Below are 21178 nucleotides of genomic sequence, written 5' to 3' on the forward strand. Positions count from 1 at the left end.
CCACCCGGCGGCTGCTCGACGGGGCCCGCTCAGCGTGTGAGCCGGAGTTGCCAGAGGTCCAGGTAGCCGGATCGGAAGCCGGCTTCCGAGTACGCCAGGTAGAACTCCCAGAGACGGGGGAAGTCCGGGGCGAAGCCGAAGGAGGCGATGTCGTCGCGGGCGAGGAAGCGCGAGCGCCACAAGGCCAGGGTCCTCGCGTAGTGGTCGCCCATCCGGTGGCGTCCACTGATGCGGAGTGTGGTCGGGCCGAGAGCTTCCTCCACGGCGCGGAGCGAGGGGATCTGCCCTCCGGGGAAGACGTATTTCTGGATCCAGGTGCGGACGTCCTTCGTGGCGAGCATTCGGTCGTGGGGCATGGTGATCGTCTGGAGCGCGGCGCGTCCGCCGGGCGCCAGGAGGCGGTCGAGTACCGCGAAGTAGGTCGGCCAGTATTCGGCTCCGACCGCCTCCAGCATCTCGACGGAGACAATCGCGTCGTACTCGCCCTCGACCTCCCGGTAGTCGCGCAGGAGGACCGTCACCCGGTCGGCCACGGCCGCCTCGGCGATCCGTGAGCGCGCCAGGTCACGCTGGCGTGGGGAGAGCGTCAGCGTGGTCACCTCGGCGCCGCGCAGGCCCGCCCGGACGGCGAGCCCGCCCCAGCCGGTCCCGATCTCCAGCATGCGTGTCCCCGGACCGACCCCGGCCAGGTCGAGGACGCAGTCGATCTTGCGGATCTGCGCGGCGTGCAGGTCGTCGCCGGGGCCGAACAGCGCGCACGAATACGTCATGGACGGGTCGAGGAAGAGCGCGAAGAACTCGTTGGACAGGTCGTAGTGGCGTCGGATGTTCGAGCGGGCACCCTCCAGGGTGTTGCGCTCCGCGTCTGGTCGGGTCTGATCGGCCCACCGCCGGAATGCCGTCGCGGGCCGACGGGCCGGGCGCGTCAGACGGGCCGCGACCGGCGTCAGCAGTCCTGCCGGATCGGTGCTCGTCCAGTCGCCCGCCATGTACGCCTCCCCGAACCCGACGGGGCCGACGACGGCCAGCCGGGAGAAGAAGTCCGCTGGGCGAACGATCCGCATCACCGGCGAGTCCGGGCCGCCGCGCCCGATGCGCTCACCGCCGGGGAAAGCCACTCGCACAGGGAGAGAACGCATCGCCTCGCGGAACACTCGCTCCACCATCCACGCCCGTACGGGGGCTCTCGGGGAGTCGGTGAGCAGGGGCAGGGCCTCGGTCATGGTCGCGGTCATCGGGGTGTCCTTACGGCGGGTCGGCGAGGGAAGACCGGCAGACGGCGCAGCCAGAGCACGATGCCGTGGAGGCGGATGGCGAGGCTGACCCTCTGCGGCAGCAGCGGATGGGCGAGGGCGGTCCGCAGGACGTTCGCCGGCCCGGCCCCGCGGCGCCGGCCGGTGAGGGAGGCGGAGAACACCGAACGGCCGTCCTGGAAGAGCGCGACGGTCAGTGCCAGCCGTTGCCGGGGGACGGGCAGGCGCATCCGGTACTCCCCGGCCACCTCCAGGAAGGGCGACACGTAGAAGGTCTTGCCCGTGCGGGCGCCTCCGGTCGGTGAGGGCCGCAGCAGGTAGCGGTGGCGCTGCCCGTAGGTGTTGTGGACCTCGGCGATCACCCAGGCGGGGTCGCCTGCGGGAGTGAGGCACCAGTAGACGGTCAACGGGTTGAAGACATGCCCGAACACTCGCGCGGAGGTCAGCATGAGGACACGTCCCCCGGGGAGATCGATCCCCTGCTCGCGCAGCCAGGCGTCGACCTGGGCGCGCAGCGGGCGATCCGGCTCTCCGAAGTGATCGGACGTCAGAATCCGGGTGACCGGTCTCAGCCACCACGGGTAGACGGGCAGCTCGTCGAGGTCGACCAGCCACAGGTAGAGGCGGTGCCGGAAGACCCTCCGCAGCGGCGTGCGGCGCGTGTGGGTGAGCCGGCCGACGTACAGGGCGGCGCTCACCATCGGGCCCCCAGCGCCTCCGCCGCGCGCACACCCGCCAGGCAGCCGTCCTCGTGGAAGCCCCAGCCGTGGTAGGCGCCCGCGTACACCATGACCGGGCTGTTCAACCGGGGGAGCCTGCGCTGGGCGGCCAGCGCGTCGAGCGTGAGGATCGGGTGCTCGTAGACGCGTCGCACGAGGACCGAGGCCTCGTCGACCTCCGTGGAGCCGTTGAGCGTCACGAGGTAGTCCAGCGGTTCGCTGAGCCGCATCAGCCGGTTGAGGTGGTAGCTCACGAGAACGGGGCCGCCCCCACGACAGCACTGTTTGAGCAGGTTCCAGGAGGCGTGGGTCCTCGGCCTCGACGGCAGGACGGAGGCGTCGGTGTGCAGCCAGGTCTCGTTGCGCGAATAGCCGAACTCGCCGAGGACCTGCTTCTCGTCGGTCGTGGCGTCGGTGAGCAGCGCCAAGGCTTGGTCGGCATGGGTGGCGACGACGACCCGGTCGAACGCGTGGGTCGTTCCGGCGGTGTCGATGACCTCCGCGCCGTCGGAATGCCGGGTGATCCCCCGGACCGGTGTGCCGGTCCGCACCTCGGGCAGTCGCGTGCCGATCCGCTCGACGTAGGTGCGGGATCCGCCGGAGACGGTGCGCCACCGGGGCATTGCCCGCACGCTGAGCAGGCCGTGGTTCTCCAGGAAGGTGAAGAGGGGAACGGCAGGGAAAGCCGTGCTGATCTCCGCTGCGGCAGACCAGACTGCCGAGACCAGCGGCAGGGCGAAGTGATCGGCGAAGTAGCGGGTGAACCGGTGCCTTTCCAGGAAGCCACCCAGGGTCATCGCGGTGTCTCCGGACTCCAGTAGACGGCGTGCCTCGCGGTGGAACCTCGGTATCTCCGACAGCAGGTGTACGAAGGGCCGGGCGGCCGTGCCCGGGCCCGGGAGCAGGCCCAGCCCACGCCTGCCGCCCGCGTACTCCAGACCGCAGCCTCGGCAGCGGATGCTCATCGACATCTCGCTGTCCTGGGTCGGGACGTCCAGTTCGGCGAACAGACGCAGCAGCCGCGGGTAGTTGCGGAGGTTGTGCACCAGGAATCCGGTATCGAGCGACACGGCCGCGCCGTCCGGTGCGGCCACGTCGTGGGTGTCGGCGTGCCCCCCGAGCCGGGGCTGTGCCTCGAACAACACCACGTCGTAGCGGAGACGCAGCAGGTAGGCGGCGGTCAGACCGGCGATGCCACCACCGATCACCGCGATCCTCTCAGGTCTCATCGAAGCTCCTCCGGTGTTCGGTGCGCAGGTCGAGGTCATGGCGGATCAGCGCCGCGGCCGTCAGGGCCGACCGGGCCGCCCCTTCCGCCGAGTCGATCGGATAGCTGTTGTGGATCGCCGACCCCGCGAAGTACACGCCCGGGGCAGGCCGGCGCAGGATCCGGCCGGGCCGCAGGTAGTCGCCCACGAGGATGGCCTCGCCGGGGCGCTGGTTCGGTCGCGTCCGCACCCGTCGGACGGGATGCCGCAGGTCCAGGTGGAGGCGGACCTTCTCCATCACGTACTCCTCGTCGGTGCGGGGGCTGAGCGTGCACAGCACGACGCACCGGCCGGCCTCGGGCTGCACCAGGACGTTGATGCCGTCACGCGAATACAGGACAGGGCCGGGCTCCCGCAGGACCGCCTCGCGGGCGTCGAGGTCGACGGTGAACGCCACGCAGTGAGTGTGGCCGTCTTCGTCGACGGCGTGGTCGATCCGGGAGGCGTCGAGGAGTGCCACCATGTCGGGGACGAAGGCCGTGACCACGACCGCGTCGAACTTCTCGGCGCCCGCCCGGGTGTGGACCTGGACGGTCCCGCCGGACGGCTCGATGCGGGACACCCTGCGGTCCGCCGTCAGCGTGACCCCCCGTTCCCGCAGATGGGCCACCCAGGGGTCCACGAGATACTCGTCGGTGGCCCCGGGGAGCACGAAGGCGGTCTTGGAGCGGAACAGGTTCGCCGCCATGCGCGCCAGCGGAATCGCCGAGTAGTTGCGCGCCGATCCGTACCGGTTCTCGCCACGTCCGCTGAAGTGCCGCTCCGCGAGCAGCGGCGAGGGACGCCACGCCCACAGGACCCGCAGCTTCTCCCGGAGCGGGATCTCCTTCGCCATCATGCGGTACAGGTGGGAGATCTCCACCCAGCCGGTGGTCTCGGTGTGCGCGAACCGGCGGACGCGGCGGAGGGACTCGTGCACGGTCCGGCCGTCGGGACCCTTGATCATGCCGAGGATCCGCAGGAGGTGACGGTAGTCGTCCATGAAGAAGCGGGGGCAGTGCTCGCCCCCGTCGGCCACGTCGGCCCGGCCTCCGAAGTGGACGTCCTGTTCGTACACGGTGAGTTCGGCCTCCGGATGGCTGCACAGGGCGAAGGCCGTCGTCAGCCCGGCGATGCCGGAGCCGATGATGCAGATTCTCACGCGTCCGCCTCCGGGCCGCGGGTTCCGGGAGACGCCCAGCCCGTCCCGGACCTGTCCGCGACGGACGGGAATCCGCTGCCACCGTCCGGTCGGGTCCGAACCGCGAGGATCTGGTGGACGCTCATCCGGTTGCCCTCGAAGGCGAGGGAGGCGCCGGCGAGGTACAGCCGCCAGATCCGTGCCCGGCGTGCGCCGAACCGGCGGACGATCTCCTCCCAGGCGATCTCCAACTGCTCCGACCAGGCGTCGATCGTGCGGACATAGTGCTCCCGCAGTGACTGGACGTCCCGGATCTCGAACCCGGCCTTCTCCAGGTGCGCGAGGGTCGCCGGCAGCGGGCGCATGGTCATGTCGGGCGCGATGTAGGACTCGATGAACGCGCCGCCGCCCGGCTTTTCCCTGCCGCGCGACATCTGCTGGAGAAGCAGCCGACCGCCCGGCCGCAGCGAGCGGTGGAGCATCGCGCAGTACTCGGGGTAGTTCGCCGCGCCGACATGCTCGCCCATCTCGACGGACGACACCGCGTCGTAGGAGTCCCCGACACCCTGCCGGTAGTCCTGCAACCGGACCTCGACCTCGTTCGCGAGACCCCGTTCGGCGAGCCTGGCGGTGATGTACTCGTGCTGCCGAGACGAGATGGTGATCCCGGTCGCCTGGGCACCGTGCTGTTCGGCGGCGTGGATGACCAGCGAACCCCAGCCGCAGCCGACGTCCAGCAGGCTGGAGCCCGGATGCAGGCCGAGCTTGCGGCAGATGAGATCGAGCTTGTCGCGCTGGGCGTCCGCGGGACGGTACTCGGGGGCGTCGGAGGTCCACAGGCCGCAGGAGTAGGCCATGGTCTCGTCGAGGATGGTCCGGTAGAACTCGTTGCCCAGGTCGTAGTGGTGGGCGATCGCGGCCCGGTCGCGTACCGGGGTGTGGGTGCGTCCGGTGAGCCCGGCCTCCTCGGCCGGTGGCCTGGGCGGGAGGCCGAGGGCGCCCAGTCGTACGACGAGCGGCAGCAGTGCCGGCAGCGCGCCGGGGGTGCGGACCCCGTTCCGCCGGACCGTCCGGACGTAGTCGAGGCACTCGTGCAGGGCCCGCCGGAAGTCGCCCTCGACGTCGATCCCGCCGGTGACATAGGCGCGGGACAGCCCCATCTCGCCGGGGCTGCGCAACAGATGCCGGACGGCCCTGGGACTCCGCAGCACCAGCACGGGACCGTCCTGCGGGCCCGCGCTGCTGCCGTCCCAGACACGCAGTCCCACCGGCAGGTCGGTGCCGAACAGAGTGCGGGACATCGCGGCGACACGGCCCGCTATGCCTTTCGCCGTGGCCTCCCGCAGGAAGGGAGTGGATCCTGCTTCCGTCACAGCTCTCCTCGGGATGCTGGGCCGAACACCGGCCGATAAAAGGGATGTTGCGGATGTTAGGGATCTGTCCGTAACGGGACCACGAGTTGTGTCGTAGTGCGCTCAGAGCTGGAGAACGCTGGACTACTCTGGACGCCGCGCCCGTCTGAGCGAACCGGGCGTCTGGAGACGATCGGTGTCCGAAGAACCGCCGCGCACGAACGGCTCACGTGGTTCCCCTTCACGCCAGGATCTGGCGATGGCTCTGTGGAGCGCGATCCGCAGCTCTGAGCAACGCCAGCGCCGCGACCTCGACCGCACGGTGCTGGCGCAGCGGGTCGGCGTCTCGCCGAGCAGCCTGTACGCCTACCTCAAGGGACGGACACTGCTCCGGAGTACCACGCTCGACAGGTTGCTGGACGAGCTGAAGTCCACACCGGCGGAGAAGCGCGAACTCGCCTCGCTGCGCGAGGCGGTCGAGCTGGCCGACCAGCGGGACCGTGTCGTCGACAGTCCACCGTCCGGGCTCCCCACGCCCCGGCAACTCCCGCCCATGACACGTGGCTTCGCCGGTCGCGCGAGCGAACTCCGCACGCTTGACGCGTTGCTCGCGGACGAGACTTCCGGCACGCCGTTCATCGCCGTGATCCACGGAACGGCCGGCGTCGGCAAGACCACCCTGGCGCTGTGCTGGGCGCATCGGCTCAAGGACCGCTATCCGGACGGTCAACTCCACGTGAATCTGCGCGGTTTCGACGCCGACCAGGCGCCTGATCCCGGACAGGCGCTCGACGGCCTGCTGCAAGCGCTGGGCGCGGCAACCGAGTCCGTCCCCTGCGAGCTGGATGCCAAGGCCGCGTTGTTCCGCAGCTTCCTGGCCGGCCGGCGGATGCTTCTCGTACTCGACAACGCGCGGTCGGCGGAGTTCGTCCGTCCCCTGCTACCCGCCGCCGGCGGGACCCTGGTGATCATCACCAGCAGGAACCAGATGGACGGACTGGCCGTACGGGAGGGCGCTCACCGGCTCGCACTGGGGGTTCTCCCCTACAAAGACGCGCTGGCCCTGCTGGAACGGCGGCTCGGTGCGCCCCGGCTGGCCGCCGAGGCGTCGGCGGCCGACGAACTGGTGGAGCTGTGCGCCCGGTTGCCGCTCGCGCTGAGCGTCTCGGCAACCAAGGTGGGGGCGTCGCTGGAGAGGTTCGTCCGCCGTACCCGCGAGGTCCACGACCGGCTGGAGGCCCTCGGCTCGCACGAGAGCGACCTGGACCTGCGCACGGTGTTCCAGACGTCCTACGCCTTGTTGCCCGGACCCGCGGCCCGGCTGTTCCGTCTGCTCGGTCTGCACGCGGGGCCCGACATCGACGAGTACGCCTGCGCCGCCCTGCTGGACGACGACGTCTCGGCCGCCCGCGCCGCGTTGGGTGTGCTGGCCTCGGGGAGCCTCGTCGGTGAACAGCCCGGCGTCCGGTTCGGGTCGCATGATCTTCTCCGGGCCTTCGCACGGAGCCTCGCCGACGACATTCCGCTGGAGGACCGGCGGGCGGCGGTCTCACGCGTGCTGGACCACTACCTCGGCGCGGTCGTCCACGCGGGCCGGTACATCCAGGTGTGCCGACCCGAGGACCTGCCCTGGGCGCCGCCGTCGCGGCAGCTGCCTCCCCTCGGGGACTACGGCGAGGCGATGGCCTGGCTCACGGCCGTTCTCCCCACCCTCAGGGCAACGGTCGCTCAGGCCGTGGCCGAGGGGTTCGACTCGCATGCCTGGCGCCTGGCCTGGGCCTCGGCGGTGTTCCTCCGCCGGACCGGTCGGCGCGCGGACCGGGTTCTCATCCAACATGCCGGTCTGACCGCGGCCCTCCGGTCGGGTCCTCCCGCGGTCGTGGCCACCTCGCGGCGGCTCCTGGCCGACGCCCTGACCCGCGTGGGGCAGATCCCCCGGGCGCTGTCCCTGCTGCACACCTCCCTCGCGACCTGCGCGGAACTCGGCGACAACCGCGGGGTCTTTCAGGCCCGCCTCTCTCTGATCCGCACCCACGAAGCGGCGGGGGCCTCGGCCACGGCACTGCGGCATGCCGAAGCCGCCTACGGACTGACCGCCTCGTTGGGCGACAGCCTGGCCCGCGCGGACGCCCTGACCTGCCTGGCCAAGCAGGAACAGCACCTGAACAGGCATGCCGAAAGCCTCCACCACGCGCGGCGCGCCCTGCGCCTGTACGCGCGGATCGGCTATGCCGAGGGCGAGGCCGACATCCTGCGGACCATCGGCCGGGCGGAACAACGGCTGGGCCGTCCCGAGGATGCGGTGGCCCGCTACGAGCGCTCTTTGGAGCTCGACCGTCTCCTGGGCGACCGGTTCTGGGAGGCCCACAAACTCCAGGACCTCGCAGGGGCCCTCGAAGCCGCCGGTGACGTCGGTGCCGCCCGTCTGCGCCGTGAGCAGGCGTGGGCGGCTTTCGACGCCCTCCGCCACCCCACCGCCGATCTCATCCGTGCCGAACTCGACGGCGCCGGCCCGACCCGTCCCGGGTCCGTCGCACGGACTCAGAACGGGTCCTGACGCAGCAGGCCCAGGACCTGGCCGGCCACGGCCGCCCAGGTCCGCTCGGCCTGCGCGGCACGGCGCATCCGATCCGCCGTGGCGAACGCCGCGGCCGGGTCGCGCAGCACCGCGGCGATCTGGTGGCCCCACCGCATCACGTCTTCGGTGTCGTGCAGGGTCACGGGGACCACCGCGCGCGCGGCCTCGGCCGGGGGAAGGATCTCCCTCAGCAGCATCCCGAGCCCGCTCCTGCCACTGACCAGAACGGGAGTACCCGCCACGACCGCCTCCAGGCCCACCAGTCCGAAACCCTCCGCCCGGGACGGCATGAGCGCGAGGATGGCCCGCGCCAGGTCCTGGTCCAGCCGTTCGGACTCGGAGCAGAAGGGCCGGACGGTGACACCGAGCGCGGGATCGGCCGCCCAGCCGACGACGGCTTCGCGCAGCGCGTCACAGCCCGAGGGCGAGGCACCGCGCACGAGCAGTTCGACTTCGGGCTCGGCGTCCCCCCGAAGACGCAGGGCATGTGCCAGAGCACGCGCGCCGAGATCGACGCCCTTGATCTGCCAGTCCTCCATCCTGCCCATGAGCAGCACCTGAAGGGGGCCGCCCGGGGTGGGGCGCCGCGCCGCACCTCCCGCGCGGTCGAACCCGGGGTCGAAACGCAGCGGTTCACCGCTGTCGGGAAACACCGACAGGTCCCGCTGGAGCCGCTGGTGCAGCCGGGGGCCGACGGCGGCCGCCCAGGTGGCGCCCCGCGCCAGGTCGAGTTCCAGCAGGGTGCGGGCGTCGGCACGGAGCCCGGCGTCGTCGTCCAGGCCGGGACGCCAGTGCTCCAGTTCGTCCGGCGCCACATGGACCACCTGAAGGAGCCTGGCGGAAGGGTAGTGGTCCGCCACACAGCAGCGCGCCGCGGGGCCGGTGATCCGGCCGTGGCCGATCACCAGAGCCGGTACGGTGCCCTGCGGCAGCGGGGGCCGGCGGAGCAGACCGGTCCTCGGGTCGTGGCCCGGGACGGCGGAGGCCACAGCCAGCCGTACTCCCGCGGCGGCGGCCTCCTGCTTCTCGGCGTCCGTCGCCTCGGTCAGGACGCAGTGGACATCGGCTCCGGCACGGCCCAGAGCGAGGCACAACTCGCGACTGAGGGTGCTCAGCCCTCCCGCGCCGGAATGCCATTCGGTGGCGTGGACAAGGACAGTGGGTGCGTTCTTCTCGGTCGGCATGAGCGGTATCCCAGCAAGCCGCCGGCCGTCCGGCAGCCGCCTTCCGGGGCTCCTGCCACCCGGATGGGCAAGCGCACGACGCGCCATCTGCGGACGTGCTTTGCTGGCCTTCCGGAAAGTCTTCCGGGCCGGAAGCCCGGCAGCACCATGAGGAGACGGCCGACCGGATGGCGGACCACAAGCAACAGCTCTTGCGGCAGAAGATCAGCGAGGCCGTCGCGGAGTTCGGCGGTTACAACTCGATCGGAAAAGCGGGACGGGTCTCCAAGAGCACTTGGAACGACGTGGTCCTCGGCAAGACCCTGCCGAACGCCGAGCCCACCTGGCAGGACATGCTTGCGGTCCTGGCGACGCTGCCCGCGCACCGGTTCCACGACGTCGACTGGGACCGGCTCTACCGGGAAGCCTGTCGCGAGGCAGGCAAGGACCTTCCGCACGAGAACCCGCCACTGGTGGCCGCCGGCCCGGCAGCGGCGAAGGCGCCCTCCCGGCACTACCTCGACAGGGGGCTCGCCTCGGTCCAGGTGTTCGCGCTCCCCCCGGTCTCACGACTGGAGATCGTGTCCGGGGCACTGGAGGAGAGCGACGGCCGTCCCCTGCTCCTGATCGGGGAGGGCGGCCTCGGCAAGAGTGTGCTGCTCGCGGAGCTGGCCAGGCATCTGGGCCGCACCGTGCCCGGCGCGGTCGTCCTCGTGCCCTGTGCCCGGATTCCGTCCCATGCCGACCTGACGACGGTTCAGGCAGCCGACGCCGCGCTCGCGACGGCCGCAGGGCTGCCCGAGACAAGCCTGGTCACGTTCGCGAGACGACTGCGTGAGGCCTACGGCGAGGTCCACGTCCTCGTCGACACCCTCGACGCCGTTCTGACCGAGCACAGCGCCGCCGCGCTCACGGACACGCTCGAAGAGGTCGCCGGGCACTCCCGTCTGATCGTCACCTGCCGGACCCGCGAGTACGACGACATGATCAACGACCCGCTGCGGGGTGCCCGGTTCGGCGATCAGCGCTGCGAGGCGTTCAAGCTGCCCGTCCTGAGACGGGAGGAGATCCTCCGGTGGGCCGACCACTATGTACGGAGCCTGGACCGCAGCGACCACGAGCGGGAACGCTTCCTCGACCGCCTCTCCGACGTGGTGTCGGCGGCGACCGTCCAGCAGGTCTGCGCGGTGCCGCTGCGTCTCGCCCTGGCGTGCGACCTCTACAGCGCGGAGGACATCCTGCCCTCCGACCTCACCATCACCGGACTGTACTTCGCCTACTGGGAACGGCGCATCGCCCGCGACCGGGAGGGCCGCCGCACCACCGTCGCCGCCGCGCGCGAGGCCGCCGCGCTCGCCCTGGCGCGGGCCCTGCTCGTCGGAAGCACCGACCGGCTCGCGCTCGAGGAGGCCGAGGCCCGCCTGCCGTCCGAAGTGGGCGCGCTGCTGAGCGAGGGCGTTCTCCAGCTTCAGGGCGGACGGGTCGGATTCTTCCACCAGACCTACGCGGAGTTCGCGATCGCCCTTCTGCTCGCCCGGGAGAGTTGCACCGCGGAACTGAATGGACTCGGCGGCCGTCTGGCCGACCACCACTCACCGTTCTGGCCCGTCGCACGGCACCTGCTCCAGATGCCCCGCGTGAGCGACGAGCGCTTCGCCAAACTGCGTGCCGTCGTGCCGCTGTTCACCTCGGAGGGTGCTCAAGTCCAGGTCCTCGCGGCGCTGGCGCGCCAGGACCCGGACACACTCCTCGATCTCGCCGCCCGGATCGGCGAGCACGACCGGGCTTTGCGGGAGGCTCTCCTGCCCCTGCTGGGCGACGCACGGGAGAGTTGCGCGCAGGCCGCGCTCCGGATCAGTGTCCCCCTGCTCCAGGACATCGAGGACAAGCTGATCAGCCCCGCAGCCCAGACCGTGGGCACGCTCCTGGCCCGGACGCACCCGCCGCTCCGGCGGACTCTGCTGATGACCGCGCTGGAGACCGTGCTGCGGCGTCGCGAGGACGGTGAGCACCACCTGCCGCAACAGACCTGGGTGCCTCTGCCCAAGGCCCTCATCGGCCCTACCCTGTCCAAAGGGCCCGACCCGATTGCCGAGCAGTGGCTGCTGGATCGCTACGCCGGACTCGGCGTCCTCGCCCAGGAGGAGATCCTGCGGACGTTCCTGCGCCGGGCCCGGAGCGGGATCGGTCCGCCGCCGGAGCAGTGGCGCGCGCTCGCCGTCGTGGCCCTGTCGGCGGAACTGCCGCCGGGACTGTCCGAGAAGGAGGAAGCCGAACTGCTCAATCGCTTCTGGCAGTCGCCGGAGGTCCGGCAGGACCGGGCGTGGAGGCGATGGCAGGACGTCCTGGGCGCCGATCTGCCCGCCCGGTGGCCGCGCGCCCAGATCCGACTTGTCGCAGAACTGGCCGACGACCCCCGCGTCCGCACCGAACTCTTGGCGGACCTGCTCCACGACAGCCCGACGATCCGGCGCGAACTGCTGCTCAACGTCGCTCGTTTCGTCGCCGACCGCGCGCCCGGCGCGATCGTGGCGAGCCTGCCTGCCCTGCCCCGTGAACCGTCACGCGCGGTCGTCGGTGTCATCGCCAAGCTGGCCACCCAGTGCACGAAAGGCCTCGAACGGCCGGCACGCGAAGAGCTCATCAGGACCCTCGTCGCCTTGGAACCGGTGGAACCGCGCAAGATCTGGCCCTCCGTCATCCAGCTCGCCGGTGCGGACCTCGACCTCCACGACACGCTCCTCGACCGTTTCACCCCGCTCGACCAGGCCCGCGGCGACACGTGGGAGAACGCCCGGAACAGCGCGCTCCAGACCTGGTTCGACACGGCGCCGCCGGAGTTCCTGCGGCAGCGCGCCCCGATCCTGCACAAGCTGCTCCCGGCCGCACAGAAGAACGCACGGATCCGCGCCACGTTGGAGGGAAGGCTCGCACTGCTCGACGACAGGGCCCGCGAGTCGCTCGGTCGGACCGTGCTGCGCGGGACGGACCCGCTGACGGCCAGCGAGGCGGCGAAGGCGCTGCGCCGGTCCGTGGCGGAGTCGGACCTCATCCTGGACGACTCCCAGGCCCGCTGGTTCCTCAGCCTGCTCGCCACCCCGCACGCCGGGGCCGCCACGGCGATCGTGGGGGTCCTCTCCGACGAAACCCGCCTGCCCGATTCCACGCTCGCGCTCGTGACACCCTCCGGTGCTGCCGCCCTCGTACGGCAGCGGCTTGAGCAAGCGGTGTCTTCGGGACGGAGCACGGATCTGCCGACCACCCTGGTCGATCTGCTGGCGCGGATGAACCGGGTCGCGCCCCTGCCACAGGACGCGAGCCGTCGCATCCTCGACGTGGTCATGAAACCGGCCCTGCGGATCTCGAAAAGATCCGCGGGGCCGACGGGGAAGACCGCACAGAACGAACTCGCCACGGACTTCGGCTGCTACGTCACCGCGGTCACCCGGCTCGCCCTGCACAGCCTTCCAGCCCTCGAAGTGGCGGAGTCGGTCCGCCGTGTCCTGTCCGGCTGGGACCCTCGCCAGATCGGCAACCGGGTCGAACGCGACATGAGCACCCTGCTGATCGCAGTGCTCCACCATCACCCGGAGTTCGCCGACTGGCTGGTCACCTCTCTGTGGCCCGCCGCGGGCCCCGGCACGAAGAGGGCGATCGGCGAGGCCTTCGCGGTCCATGAACGCCGTAGCCCCGGCAACCGCGCCCTCACCCTGGCCCAGTCCCCGGACTGCCCACCCGATCTGGCCCACCGGATGCGCAGACTGCTGCGCCAATGAGCTGCGCCGACTGTGTCAGCTTCCTCAGGCGTCGCTTCTGCTGTCCGTCACCGTCGCCACCGCGTTGAGCAACTGTTCGGCAGCCATGGCCCAGGTGCACCGCTCCGCCATCAACCGCCGAAGCTCGTCCGCGGTGTCGAAAGCGGCCTTTCGGTTGCTCAGGACCGTGGCGATCATGTGACCCCACCGAGGGATGTCCTCGCCGTCAGCCATCTTCACCGGAACGACGACGCGAGCCGCCAACTCGTCGGGCAGCACCTCTCGCAGCAGCATGCCCAAGCCGCTCCGGTCGCTCACGAGCACGGGGCGGCCCGCGACGATCGCTTCCAGCCCCACCAGCCCGAACCCCTCCGCCCGTGACGGCATGAGCACCAGGCTCGATCTTGCGATGTCATCGCGGATGGCTCGCGCGTCCTCGGTGTAGTTCCACACGTCCACGCCCAGCGACGGCTGTTGCGACCATTTCATGAACTTCTTCCTCAGGGCTTTCGCCGTACCCGGAGGTGCTCCACGCAACAGCAGCTCAGCTTCGTCAGGTCCGGCGGAACGCAGAGCCAGCGCGTGACCGACCGCTTTGGCGGCGATGTCCAGGCCTTTCACCGAGGCGTCGGCCAACCGCCCGAGCAGCAGAATCTGTGGTACTCCGCCAGGCATGCCGCGAACAGGGGTGTCATGAGCTGCCGCCCCTCGCCCGGGAACGTCGAACCCCGGATCCAGTCGAACTGGTTCGCGGATGCCGTCGTCCACCGAAAGATGACGCTGGAGCCAAAGGTGCAGCCGGGGACCGACGGCGACGACGCACCCCGCGCCGCGGGCGAGTTGCCGTTCGACGCGGCTGCGTTCCTCGGAGACCGCGGCCGGGTCGTCCTCCCTGGCCGGCTTCCACCACTCGTTGTCCTTCGGTGCCATATGGACGACGTGCACGCGCACGGCCTGACGGTAGTGTTCCTCCGCCAGCGCCATGGCCTGTGGGCCGGTGATACGGCTGTGCCCGATGACCACATCCGGAACCACCCCGTCCGGCAGTCGGGGCCGGCGCATGAGGGCCTGCTCCGGGGTACCGCCGGGCAGCAGCGGCGCTTCGACCAGCTGGATCCCTTCGGCGGAGGCGTCATCCAGCTCGGCGGCGCTGAACGCGGGTGCTGCGCAGTACACTTCGGCGCCCGCCTCCGCGAGCGCGATGCACAGATACCTGTTGAAGGCGCTCAGCCCGCCCCGGCCGGGCAGCCATTCGTCGGCGAGCGAGAGAATCCGCACCGCACGCCCCACGGGCGGGCGTCGTGGCGCTCCGCTGGGCGCGGCGGCCTGGACCGGCCCGACCTCACTCATCCGGCGTGCTCCGTCCTGGAAGGTCTCCGTGTACGAGGCGTCCTGGGCGAGTTGCCGGACGAACCAGTCGATGAGGGCTCGGTCGTTGTCGAACGGCCCGGCCCCGTCATGCCCGGTGCGACCCTGGCCGGAAAGCACCCCATCGAGCGCTGCCGCCGCGTTCTTCCCGGTGGACTCCACAGTCTGCCGCATGGTGTGCAGCTCCGCCGCGGTACGGGCCAGATCGGCCCTCACCGAGGTGAGCGCGCTCGACGGCGGCCCCGGTTCCGCAGCGGGGCCGGACAGCGCGCCGTGGGCCCGGCGCAGCAGTTCGCGAGGCGGCCGGTGCGACCACACCTTCACCTGATAACGGACTTTGGCCATGTGCATGAGATAGCGGGCCAGTGACGGCATGGCCGCGGAACCGCCCGCCGACCACGTCCACGCGTTGAGGGTGTCGTCCCGGTCCGCACGTGCAAGCACCACGAACCGCCGTTCAGTCCCCATGTCATCCACAGGCGTGATCTCCCACAGCGCCAGACCGTCGACCGTGGAGACGCCTTGACACCACCACTGGTCCGCGAGGCCGGTGGACGTCAGTGCCTCGTGGACCGCTCTGCCGAGCTCCGCAGTGGCAGGTATCCCGTGGGAATACGCTCCGGCGGCCTTTCCGAGATACAGGCGGCCGACACCCATCAGCGGGTGGGGATCGCCGAGGACGGCGTCGAGCCGCCGGTCGAGTTCGGTCCAGGGCAGCCCGGTGCGCGCCGACACCAGCACGGACAGGTTGAGAACCTCGTGCTCTCGGCGCAGCACCGCCTCGACGTGTCCGTGCCTGTCCTTCTGAGCGGCGATGAGCAGCGAGCCGGACGCGGGTGCGGAGGGAATTGTGTCGGGGAACAGGTCCTGCAGCCCGGTGCCAGTGATCGGCGTGGTGGTGCCGAGGAGTTCACGGCAGCGCGACCACATCGCCCGAACGGCTTCTTCGGCCGGCGGGTGGTCCAGGAGGGCGAACACGTGAACGGCCAGCTCCTGCTCTGCCGTCGGTGCCCCGTCCACCTGACCCCCCTGCCACAGGCCGCCGCTACAGTTGTGGCCGTGCGACCCGATTATGGCCCAGTGAGTCCCGAACCAGTGAGCCCGGCGATCGACCGGCACCACCGTGACGAAGCGCTGGCAGTGCTGTTCTGCGTTTCCCGATGGCGACTGCCGGCCCAGGTCTGGAACGACGTGGCCACCGCTGTCGGGAACCTTGCTTCGGCGCTTGCCTCCGGTGACGTGGACGCGGCCGAGGCCGCCGTCGTCGACCTGGAGATGCTCAGCGACGACCGGGCCGGCGGCATCGGGGAACCCTCCGACGAGCCTGCCCCGCCACAGGTGCGGGACATCTCGGTGTACTTGATCCACTCACTCGGCGGAGACACGCAGGACGACGCGGACGAGGCCGTGGGCGGCGGCCAGGACACCTCGAACGGGTGAGCAGGGGCTTGCGGTGGGCACTCGTCCGCTGCCGCCTCTCTCATGGCCCGATGTGGATATGCGAAGCCCACATGTACGGGGAGCGTGCGTACCGCTGCCGCAGCCGGTGAAGGGTTGTGTGCAGGGCCTGCGCGGGAGGCTGCTCGGCGAGTTCCGCGTAGACGCCGACCGCCATGTGCTCCGCGGCGATGTCCTTGACCCTCCACAGCGTGCCGATCACGTCCGGGTAGCCGGCCAGTTGAAAGGCCGATGAGATGTGGATCGCCTCGTCCACCAGCCCGGTGCCGCCGAACGCGGTGGTGCAGGCCGACAGGTACGCTCCGGTGGCCCGGCTGACGCGCAGCTCGGCGATTTCCCGCACCTTCAGATCGCCGTCATGCACCACGAGATGGCTGTCGAAGGGGTTGGCGGGATCGGTGCGGGCGTGGCAGGCGAAGTGCGCCCACGTCTTGTGGGGCAGCTCTCGCAGAACCCGCTCCCGTGTCGCCTCCGCGTCGATGAGAGACACGGTGCCCGCCGGGAGCCGGTCGGTGACTCGGGCGGCTTCCCGTCGAGCGCCCGGCAGCGGGGGCTCACCACCGGGTTCCGGTACGGCGACGACCAGCGGCCGGTCCTCCCGCGTCGGCCGACTCTGTCCATGAGCCTGGCGCAGCGTGCGCAGCGTCGGGGTATAGGACGACACTCCCCGGTCCAGGACGGTCATGCCGGGGACGCCCGGCCGTCCTGCCGCATGGATCGGCAGAACACTGAGTGCGCCCGTAGGCATCCACCACACCCGCGGCGGTGTCTGCTCGGCGCCGTACACATCGGTCATGCCGAGCGCGTCGAGAATCCGTTCCGCGAACGCCTCCCACATCCAGTGCAGGACGCCGCCGATCCGCTCGTCGCTGTCCGGAGCGCGATCATGGACGGCCGTGAGGAAGACGTTGGCCTGGGCTGTGGCCTCGGCCCGGGACAGATCGGGCAAGGGCACGAGCCGCACCCCGGATCGGTACACGACGAGGGCGTCGCAGCGGTGTTCAGCGACGTTGATCGCCACGACCGGCCCGTCCACCGGGGAGCGGGCCAGATCGTCGGCGATCTTCGGCAGGAGGAAGTCCGTGAAGCCCGGCAACTCCCTGATGCGGTCGACAAGTCGCTGCCGTTCCTCCGAAAGTCGGCTCCGGCGTACGGCGCGGTTCTCGGCCCACGGCTCCGCAGGGCTGACGGTCTGATTCAGTTCGCGTTGCACCTGCTCCCATTCCTCGGCCAGTTCCTCGTGACGATCCCGGAGGTCGGTGAGTTCACTGCGGATGGCGAGCATCTGTGCCAGCAGGATGCCCCTGCCGCGCTCAAGCAGGGCCAGAGCTCGCACCGGTTCACCGTTTCCCAGGGCAGCGGAGGCCGCCGCGCAGCCCAGTCCGGCCAGCCTGGTCAGATGGTGCTGCTGGTCGTCCGTAACCAGCCGGGAGTCCGTTACCTCACCGATCAGGCCGATCGCCTGTTCGAAGGATGTCACCGCGGCGACCGCGTCTCCGCACCCGAGTTGGATCTCTCCACAGTCCTGCGCACTGGTGGCCCGCACCAGGGGCGGGGCCAGCACCGTCGCCGCAGAGTCGTGGTACGCCTGAGCGGCCTCGGCCAGATCCTCTTCCGCGCCCCGGAGCTCGGCGCGCCGACGCAGCGCGAGACCGAGATTAGCCAGAACGGTCGCCCGTACGGGGTCCTGTGGTGGTACCAGCTCCGCCGCCCGCCGTTCTGCGGCGACCGCCGCGTCGAGGTCATCGTGCGCCCCGGTAGCGGCGAATCGCTTGGACAGGGCGGCTCCGAGGTTGGAGTGGTAGCGCGCCAGCTCGGCCTTCTCGACACCGGATGAAGCGACGGCCTGCCGGCCACGCTCCACAGCCTCGTCGATGTCCGGGCGGATCTGGGTGTGATCGAACCGGACCCGGAGCGCGGAGCACAGGTTGGACAGATATCTGGGCCGCTCCACGCCACCGGGGGGCGCTTCGGCGACCGCCCGGCGCAGCAGCCCGACCGACTCGTCGATGACGTCCTGCTCACCGGTTCGCTGGTACTGCGATCGGAGTGCGAGAGCGAGATTGTTGAGCATCGCCGGCAGTACGGGGAGGGATTCGCTCCGGTCCACCGCCTGCCTTCCGTGCGCGACCGCGAGGCCGAGGTCCGCGGTGTCCCCGGTCTGCGCATACCGGCTGCTGTACGCGGCGGCCCGGTTCGAGAGGTACTCCGCCTGCGCGAACGGATCCTCCGCGAGTTCGACCGCTTGGGCGAACAGGCCGATCGCCTCGTCTATGTCGCCCCGGTCCCCCGTGATCCGGAACCGGCTGGCAAGACTCGCGGCGAGATTGGACAGCCTCCCCGCCCGTGTCGGACCGGTTCCGGAAACAGCCGGGCGGAGTTGTTCGACAGCCAGGTCCAGATCCTTCGCGTCACCCCGGCGCTCGAACCGTGCGGTGTACGCCACCGCCAGGTTCGAGCGGAAGCCGCCGCGCGTCTCCTCGTTCACAGCTGTGTCGACGGCCCGCCTGCCGACCTCGACGGCTTCGGTGATGTCGTCATCCTCGTCGGTCATGAGAAAGCGCACACGCAGTGCGAGGGCGAGATTGGCGAGATAGCCCGCGACCTTGTCGCTGCCCGTGCCGCAGCCGGCCACCACCCGCCTGAGCAGGTCCACTCCGTCACCGACCACCCTGGGGTCATGACGGACCCGCCCCTCCTTGATCAGCTGGACGGCCCGGGAGTTCCAGGCAGGATGGAGATCCTCCTCGCCGGGCCACAGCTGCGGACCCACCTCGGCCAGGCCGGGCGGCAACAAGTCCGGAGCCTGGCGGTACAGGGTACGGAAATGGTGCAGCGCGGCGGCGATCTCCCTGTCGTCCCGCTCCGCCGCCCCGAGGTGTTCGGCGGCCACTTGCCTGTAGTGGAAGAACATGCCGAGTGTGTAGGCGATGTCCAGTCCGCCGTCGTCGATGCGGGCCAGTTCCAACGCTTCGGTGAGCGCTGGGGAACCGAGTACCGCTGTCGGGTCCGCCGCCGCTCTGTCGATGCGTTCGTCAAGGGCGGCGATCAGCTGACCGCGATCCACTGGCGCCTCCTGAGCGGCCGTTGATGCCGTGCTGATTCTCAACCGCCGACCATAGGGCACATCTCTGCTCTGGCAGGCCGACCGGAGTGCTGGAAGAATGGGGGCCTCGGATTTCCCGGCGGCGCCGGTAGCCCCGGGATTACAGTGGTGGTTTTGCCGACGGAGGGGGACCGGCGGTGGCAGGGGTCACCCTGAACATCGTGATCGGGTTGCTCACCAGCGCACTCAGCGGGAGCGCTGTCTGGCTCTGGGAGCGTGGCAGGAGCATCCGGTTCTCACGCGGCAGGTCGAGGTTCTTCGGAACACGACCGGGTGATACCTGCATCATCGTCATGAACAACCAGTGGGACCGGCCCGGCGCCACGAGCCACCACGATGTTCAGGCCATGATCGAGGTTGCGGTACTGATTCGCGAAATGAGCTGCGCGGTGTCCGTGAAGTCCAGTGACCAGTTCCACGAAGGCAACGAAGGCTGCGTGGAGTTCTGTGTCGGCGGTCCTGAGCACGGATCCAACGTTCGGACCGCAGGCCATCTGGCGCGCAACCTTCCGGGCGTGGCCATCCGCCCGTTCAGCGAGACGCCTGACTCCTTGGCCATCGCCGTCGACGGCGAGAGTTTCCCGTGGGCGCGGGGGATTCAGGAGCACGTTCTCGTGGCCAAGTTCCTTCCGCCGGCTGCGAGCAAGCCGGTCATTTTGGTTTGCGGCCAGAGCGCTCTGAGCAATCATGCCGCGGTGGCTTTTCTCCGGAATTCCCACCGCCGGCTCACCCGCGTTCTCGAATCAACCGACAGATTCTGTGTCGTCCTTCGGGTCGAGTCGATCCCCACCTACGGTTTCCACGGGACCGTCCTGGCGAGGGACGTCACCGACGCGGCGTTCGCACATGAGCCAGGTGTCCGCGTGGCGCCGCATGCATGACGGTCTGGATACGTCCCTGGGGCACATCCGCGGACGGTGCCCTGACCCTGGGCGGCTTCCGTGACCTCACCAGCCAGGGCGAGCCGTGGCTTGGCGAGCGCTTCGACGTCGAGACTGAATCCATGCGCTGTCGAGTTCGGCGACAGGAAGCATGTGAGTCACGACGCCTTCCAACTGGCGGTGTTGCGCGAAGACCTGGCCCACCACCAGGCCCGAATCCTGCTCCGCTACCTGGCACTCGCACCGCAGGAGCTGGCGGCAAGGCGACTAGGACTGCTTGCGCCTGCCCTGGTGGCCAGCAAGGCGACGAAGCCGCGCTTGGCTCCCTGGGCCGAATAGTCGCGTACGCGGAGAGTCCAGCCTTCCTTGGTGAGGGCCACCCGTCGCATCCCCTTCACCTGGGCGCGGTGCTCGTCACCCCAACCCTCGTCGTGGAGGCTCGTGACTGTGGCGTCCACGGGGTCGGGTCCGCTCTGGGACAACGGCTGCAGCAAGTAACCGACGACGCAGCCCTGCTCGTCCCTGGTGGGCTCGTCCAACAAGGACAGGCCACCGGCGTGGGCGGCGGTCTTGGTCGTGGAGTCACCCGAGGAAGCAGGTGCCGTGCCGCAGCCGGCGAGCAGGGTCAGCAGCACGCCCGTGGCGCTCGCGACGGCCGCAGCCCGTATCGGCCATGGCCAGGGACGGCGGGTCTCAGCCCTGGACGAGTTTGGCAACGCCTTCACCTGCCTGATCGGCCGCCGTGTAGAGATCACGGACGTTCTTCAGGTAACGGCCGAGGATCTCCAAGTAGCCGTCCGGGACATCACCGTGGCGAAACGTCCCCGCGATCTCGGCGGCGCGCTCGGCGACGGACCGTTCGACGTCGACGGCGGCCAGGAAACGGGCCGCGACCGTCACCTCGTCCGGCGGAAGGTAGAAGCAGGCGGTACCGAGGTCGTCGTCACCGAGGAGATCGCCCATGGTGATGGGAAGTTCGCTGATCTCCTCGGGCCCCTGAGGCAGCAGGATCTGCTCCAGGGCCTCCCACTCGCGGCCGAGAAAGCACTCGCTCTCCACGCCGCTGCGTTCACCCGAGAATCCGGATACGACATGCCGGAATCCCTTGTCCGCATCCGCAGCGGAAATCCTTCGAAGCGTCATATCCATCGCCAACT

At 70.2% G+C, this 21178-nt stretch carries 14 protein-coding genes; 4 read left to right on the forward strand and 10 right to left on the reverse strand.

The genetic code is table 11. The features are described 5' to 3' along the window. Positions 1-29: 29 nt before the first annotated feature. Genes ACGFZS_RS02710 through ACGFZS_RS02730 form a run of 5 tightly spaced genes read right to left on the reverse strand, consistent with a single transcriptional unit; the run spans position 30 to position 5733 of the window. Complete coding sequence (locus ACGFZS_RS02710; RefSeq protein WP_393793588.1) at positions 30-1235, reverse strand: class I SAM-dependent methyltransferase; 1206 nt, start codon at positions 1233-1235, stop codon at positions 30-32. Further along, positions 1232-1954: a DUF1365 domain-containing protein gene (locus tag ACGFZS_RS02715; protein ID WP_393793589.1), complete on the reverse strand. Its 723-nt coding sequence runs from the start codon at positions 1952-1954 to the stop codon at positions 1232-1234. Before ACGFZS_RS02715 ends, ACGFZS_RS02710 begins: the two co-directional genes overlap by 4 nt. Then, complete coding sequence (locus tag ACGFZS_RS02720) at positions 1948-3201, reverse strand: NAD(P)/FAD-dependent oxidoreductase (RefSeq protein WP_393793590.1); 1254 nt, start codon at positions 3199-3201, stop codon at positions 1948-1950. The genes ACGFZS_RS02715 and ACGFZS_RS02720 overlap by 7 nt, the downstream gene beginning before the upstream one ends. After that, positions 3191-4381, reverse strand: coding sequence for an FAD-dependent oxidoreductase (locus ACGFZS_RS02725; protein WP_393793591.1), 1191 nt, complete (start codon positions 4379-4381; stop codon positions 3191-3193). Before ACGFZS_RS02725 ends, ACGFZS_RS02720 begins: the two co-directional genes overlap by 11 nt. Beyond that, positions 4378-5733, reverse strand: a complete 1356-nt coding sequence (locus ACGFZS_RS02730; protein ID WP_393793592.1) for a class I SAM-dependent methyltransferase — start codon at positions 5731-5733, stop codon at positions 4378-4380. The genes ACGFZS_RS02725 and ACGFZS_RS02730 overlap by 4 nt, the downstream gene beginning before the upstream one ends. A 238-nt stretch (positions 5734-5971) precedes the next feature. Here ACGFZS_RS02730 and ACGFZS_RS02735 point away from each other — a divergent pair, with 238 nt between their 5' ends. Continuing rightward, positions 5972-8269, forward strand: a complete 2298-nt coding sequence (locus tag ACGFZS_RS02735) for an ATP-binding protein (RefSeq protein WP_393793593.1) — start codon at positions 5972-5974, stop codon at positions 8267-8269. Here the strand turns inward: ACGFZS_RS02735 and ACGFZS_RS02740 are convergent. Continuing rightward, a complete protein-coding gene (locus ACGFZS_RS02740) occupies positions 8254-9474 on the reverse strand; it encodes a glycosyltransferase family 4 protein (RefSeq protein ID WP_393793594.1) in 1221 nt (406 codons plus the stop codon). The two genes, ACGFZS_RS02735 and ACGFZS_RS02740, sit on opposite strands and share 16 nt — an antisense overlap. Before the next feature lie 167 nt (positions 9475-9641). Here ACGFZS_RS02740 and ACGFZS_RS02745 point away from each other — a divergent pair, with 167 nt between their 5' ends. After that, positions 9642-13229, forward strand: coding sequence for a hypothetical protein (locus tag ACGFZS_RS02745; RefSeq protein ID WP_393793595.1), 3588 nt, complete (start codon positions 9642-9644; stop codon positions 13227-13229). A 24-nt stretch (positions 13230-13253) separates the two neighbouring features. Here the strand turns inward: ACGFZS_RS02745 and ACGFZS_RS02750 are convergent, their stop codons facing one another. After that, the gene (locus tag ACGFZS_RS02750) at positions 13254-15698 is read right to left on the reverse strand and encodes a CATRA conflict system CASPASE/TPR repeat-associated protein (RefSeq protein ID WP_393793596.1); all 2445 of its coding nucleotides are present in this window, start codon (positions 15696-15698) and stop codon (positions 13254-13256) included. Between ACGFZS_RS02750 and ACGFZS_RS02755 the strand changes: the two genes are divergently transcribed. Next, the gene (locus ACGFZS_RS02755) at positions 15657-16016 is read left to right on the forward strand and encodes a CATRA system-associated protein (protein ID WP_393793597.1); all 360 of its coding nucleotides are present in this window, start codon (positions 15657-15659) and stop codon (positions 16014-16016) included. The two genes, ACGFZS_RS02750 and ACGFZS_RS02755, sit on opposite strands and share 42 nt — an antisense overlap. A 40-nt stretch (positions 16017-16056) precedes the next feature. Here ACGFZS_RS02755 and ACGFZS_RS02760 read toward each other — a convergent pair whose 3' ends face one another. Beyond that, complete coding sequence (locus ACGFZS_RS02760) at positions 16057-19101, reverse strand: CHAT domain-containing protein (protein ID WP_393793598.1); 3045 nt, start codon at positions 19099-19101, stop codon at positions 16057-16059. A 332-nt stretch (positions 19102-19433) separates the two neighbouring features. On the opposite strand from ACGFZS_RS02760, the gene ACGFZS_RS02765 reads away from it, so the two are divergent. Continuing rightward, a complete protein-coding gene (locus tag ACGFZS_RS02765) occupies positions 19434-20021 on the forward strand; it encodes a hypothetical protein (protein ID WP_393793599.1) in 588 nt (195 codons plus the stop codon). A 227-nt stretch (positions 20022-20248) separates the two neighbouring features. On the opposite strand, the gene ACGFZS_RS02770 is transcribed toward ACGFZS_RS02765, so the two are convergent. Together ACGFZS_RS02770 and ACGFZS_RS02775 are read right to left on the reverse strand one after the other, a co-directional pair. Next, the gene (locus tag ACGFZS_RS02770) at positions 20249-20656 is read right to left on the reverse strand and encodes a hypothetical protein (protein ID WP_393793600.1); all 408 of its coding nucleotides are present in this window, start codon (positions 20654-20656) and stop codon (positions 20249-20251) included. A gap of 58 nt (positions 20657-20714) precedes the next feature. Then, the gene (locus ACGFZS_RS02775; RefSeq protein ID WP_393793601.1) at positions 20715-21176 is read right to left on the reverse strand and encodes a DUF1877 family protein; all 462 of its coding nucleotides are present in this window, start codon (positions 21174-21176) and stop codon (positions 20715-20717) included. Positions 21177-21178 lie beyond the last annotated feature (2 nt).

This window comes from Streptomyces sp. NPDC048288 (genome assembly GCF_043201555.1).
Taxonomy (GTDB): Bacteria; Actinomycetota; Actinomycetes; order Streptomycetales; family Streptomycetaceae; genus Streptomyces.

Excerpts from the sequence above, each read along its gene's own strand:
- ACGFZS_RS02710 (WP_393793588.1), bottom strand. The coding sequence starts at position 1,235 with ATGACCGCGACCATGACCGAGGCCCTGCCCCTGCTCACCGACTCCCCG.
- ACGFZS_RS02715 (WP_393793589.1), bottom strand. The coding sequence starts at position 1,954 with ATGGTGAGCGCCGCCCTGTACGTCGGCCGGCTCACCCACACGCGCCGC.
- ACGFZS_RS02720 (WP_393793590.1), bottom strand. The coding sequence starts at position 3,201 with ATGAGACCTGAGAGGATCGCGGTGATCGGTGGTGGCATCGCCGGTCTG.
- ACGFZS_RS02735 (WP_393793593.1), top strand. The coding sequence starts at position 5,972 with ATGGCTCTGTGGAGCGCGATCCGCAGCTCTGAGCAACGCCAGCGCCGC.
- ACGFZS_RS02740 (WP_393793594.1), bottom strand. The coding sequence starts at position 9,474 with ATGCCGACCGAGAAGAACGCACCCACTGTCCTTGTCCACGCCACCGAA.
- ACGFZS_RS02745 (WP_393793595.1), top strand. The coding sequence starts at position 9,642 with ATGGCGGACCACAAGCAACAGCTCTTGCGGCAGAAGATCAGCGAGGCC.
- ACGFZS_RS02765 (WP_393793599.1), top strand. The coding sequence starts at position 19,434 with ATGAACAACCAGTGGGACCGGCCCGGCGCCACGAGCCACCACGATGTT.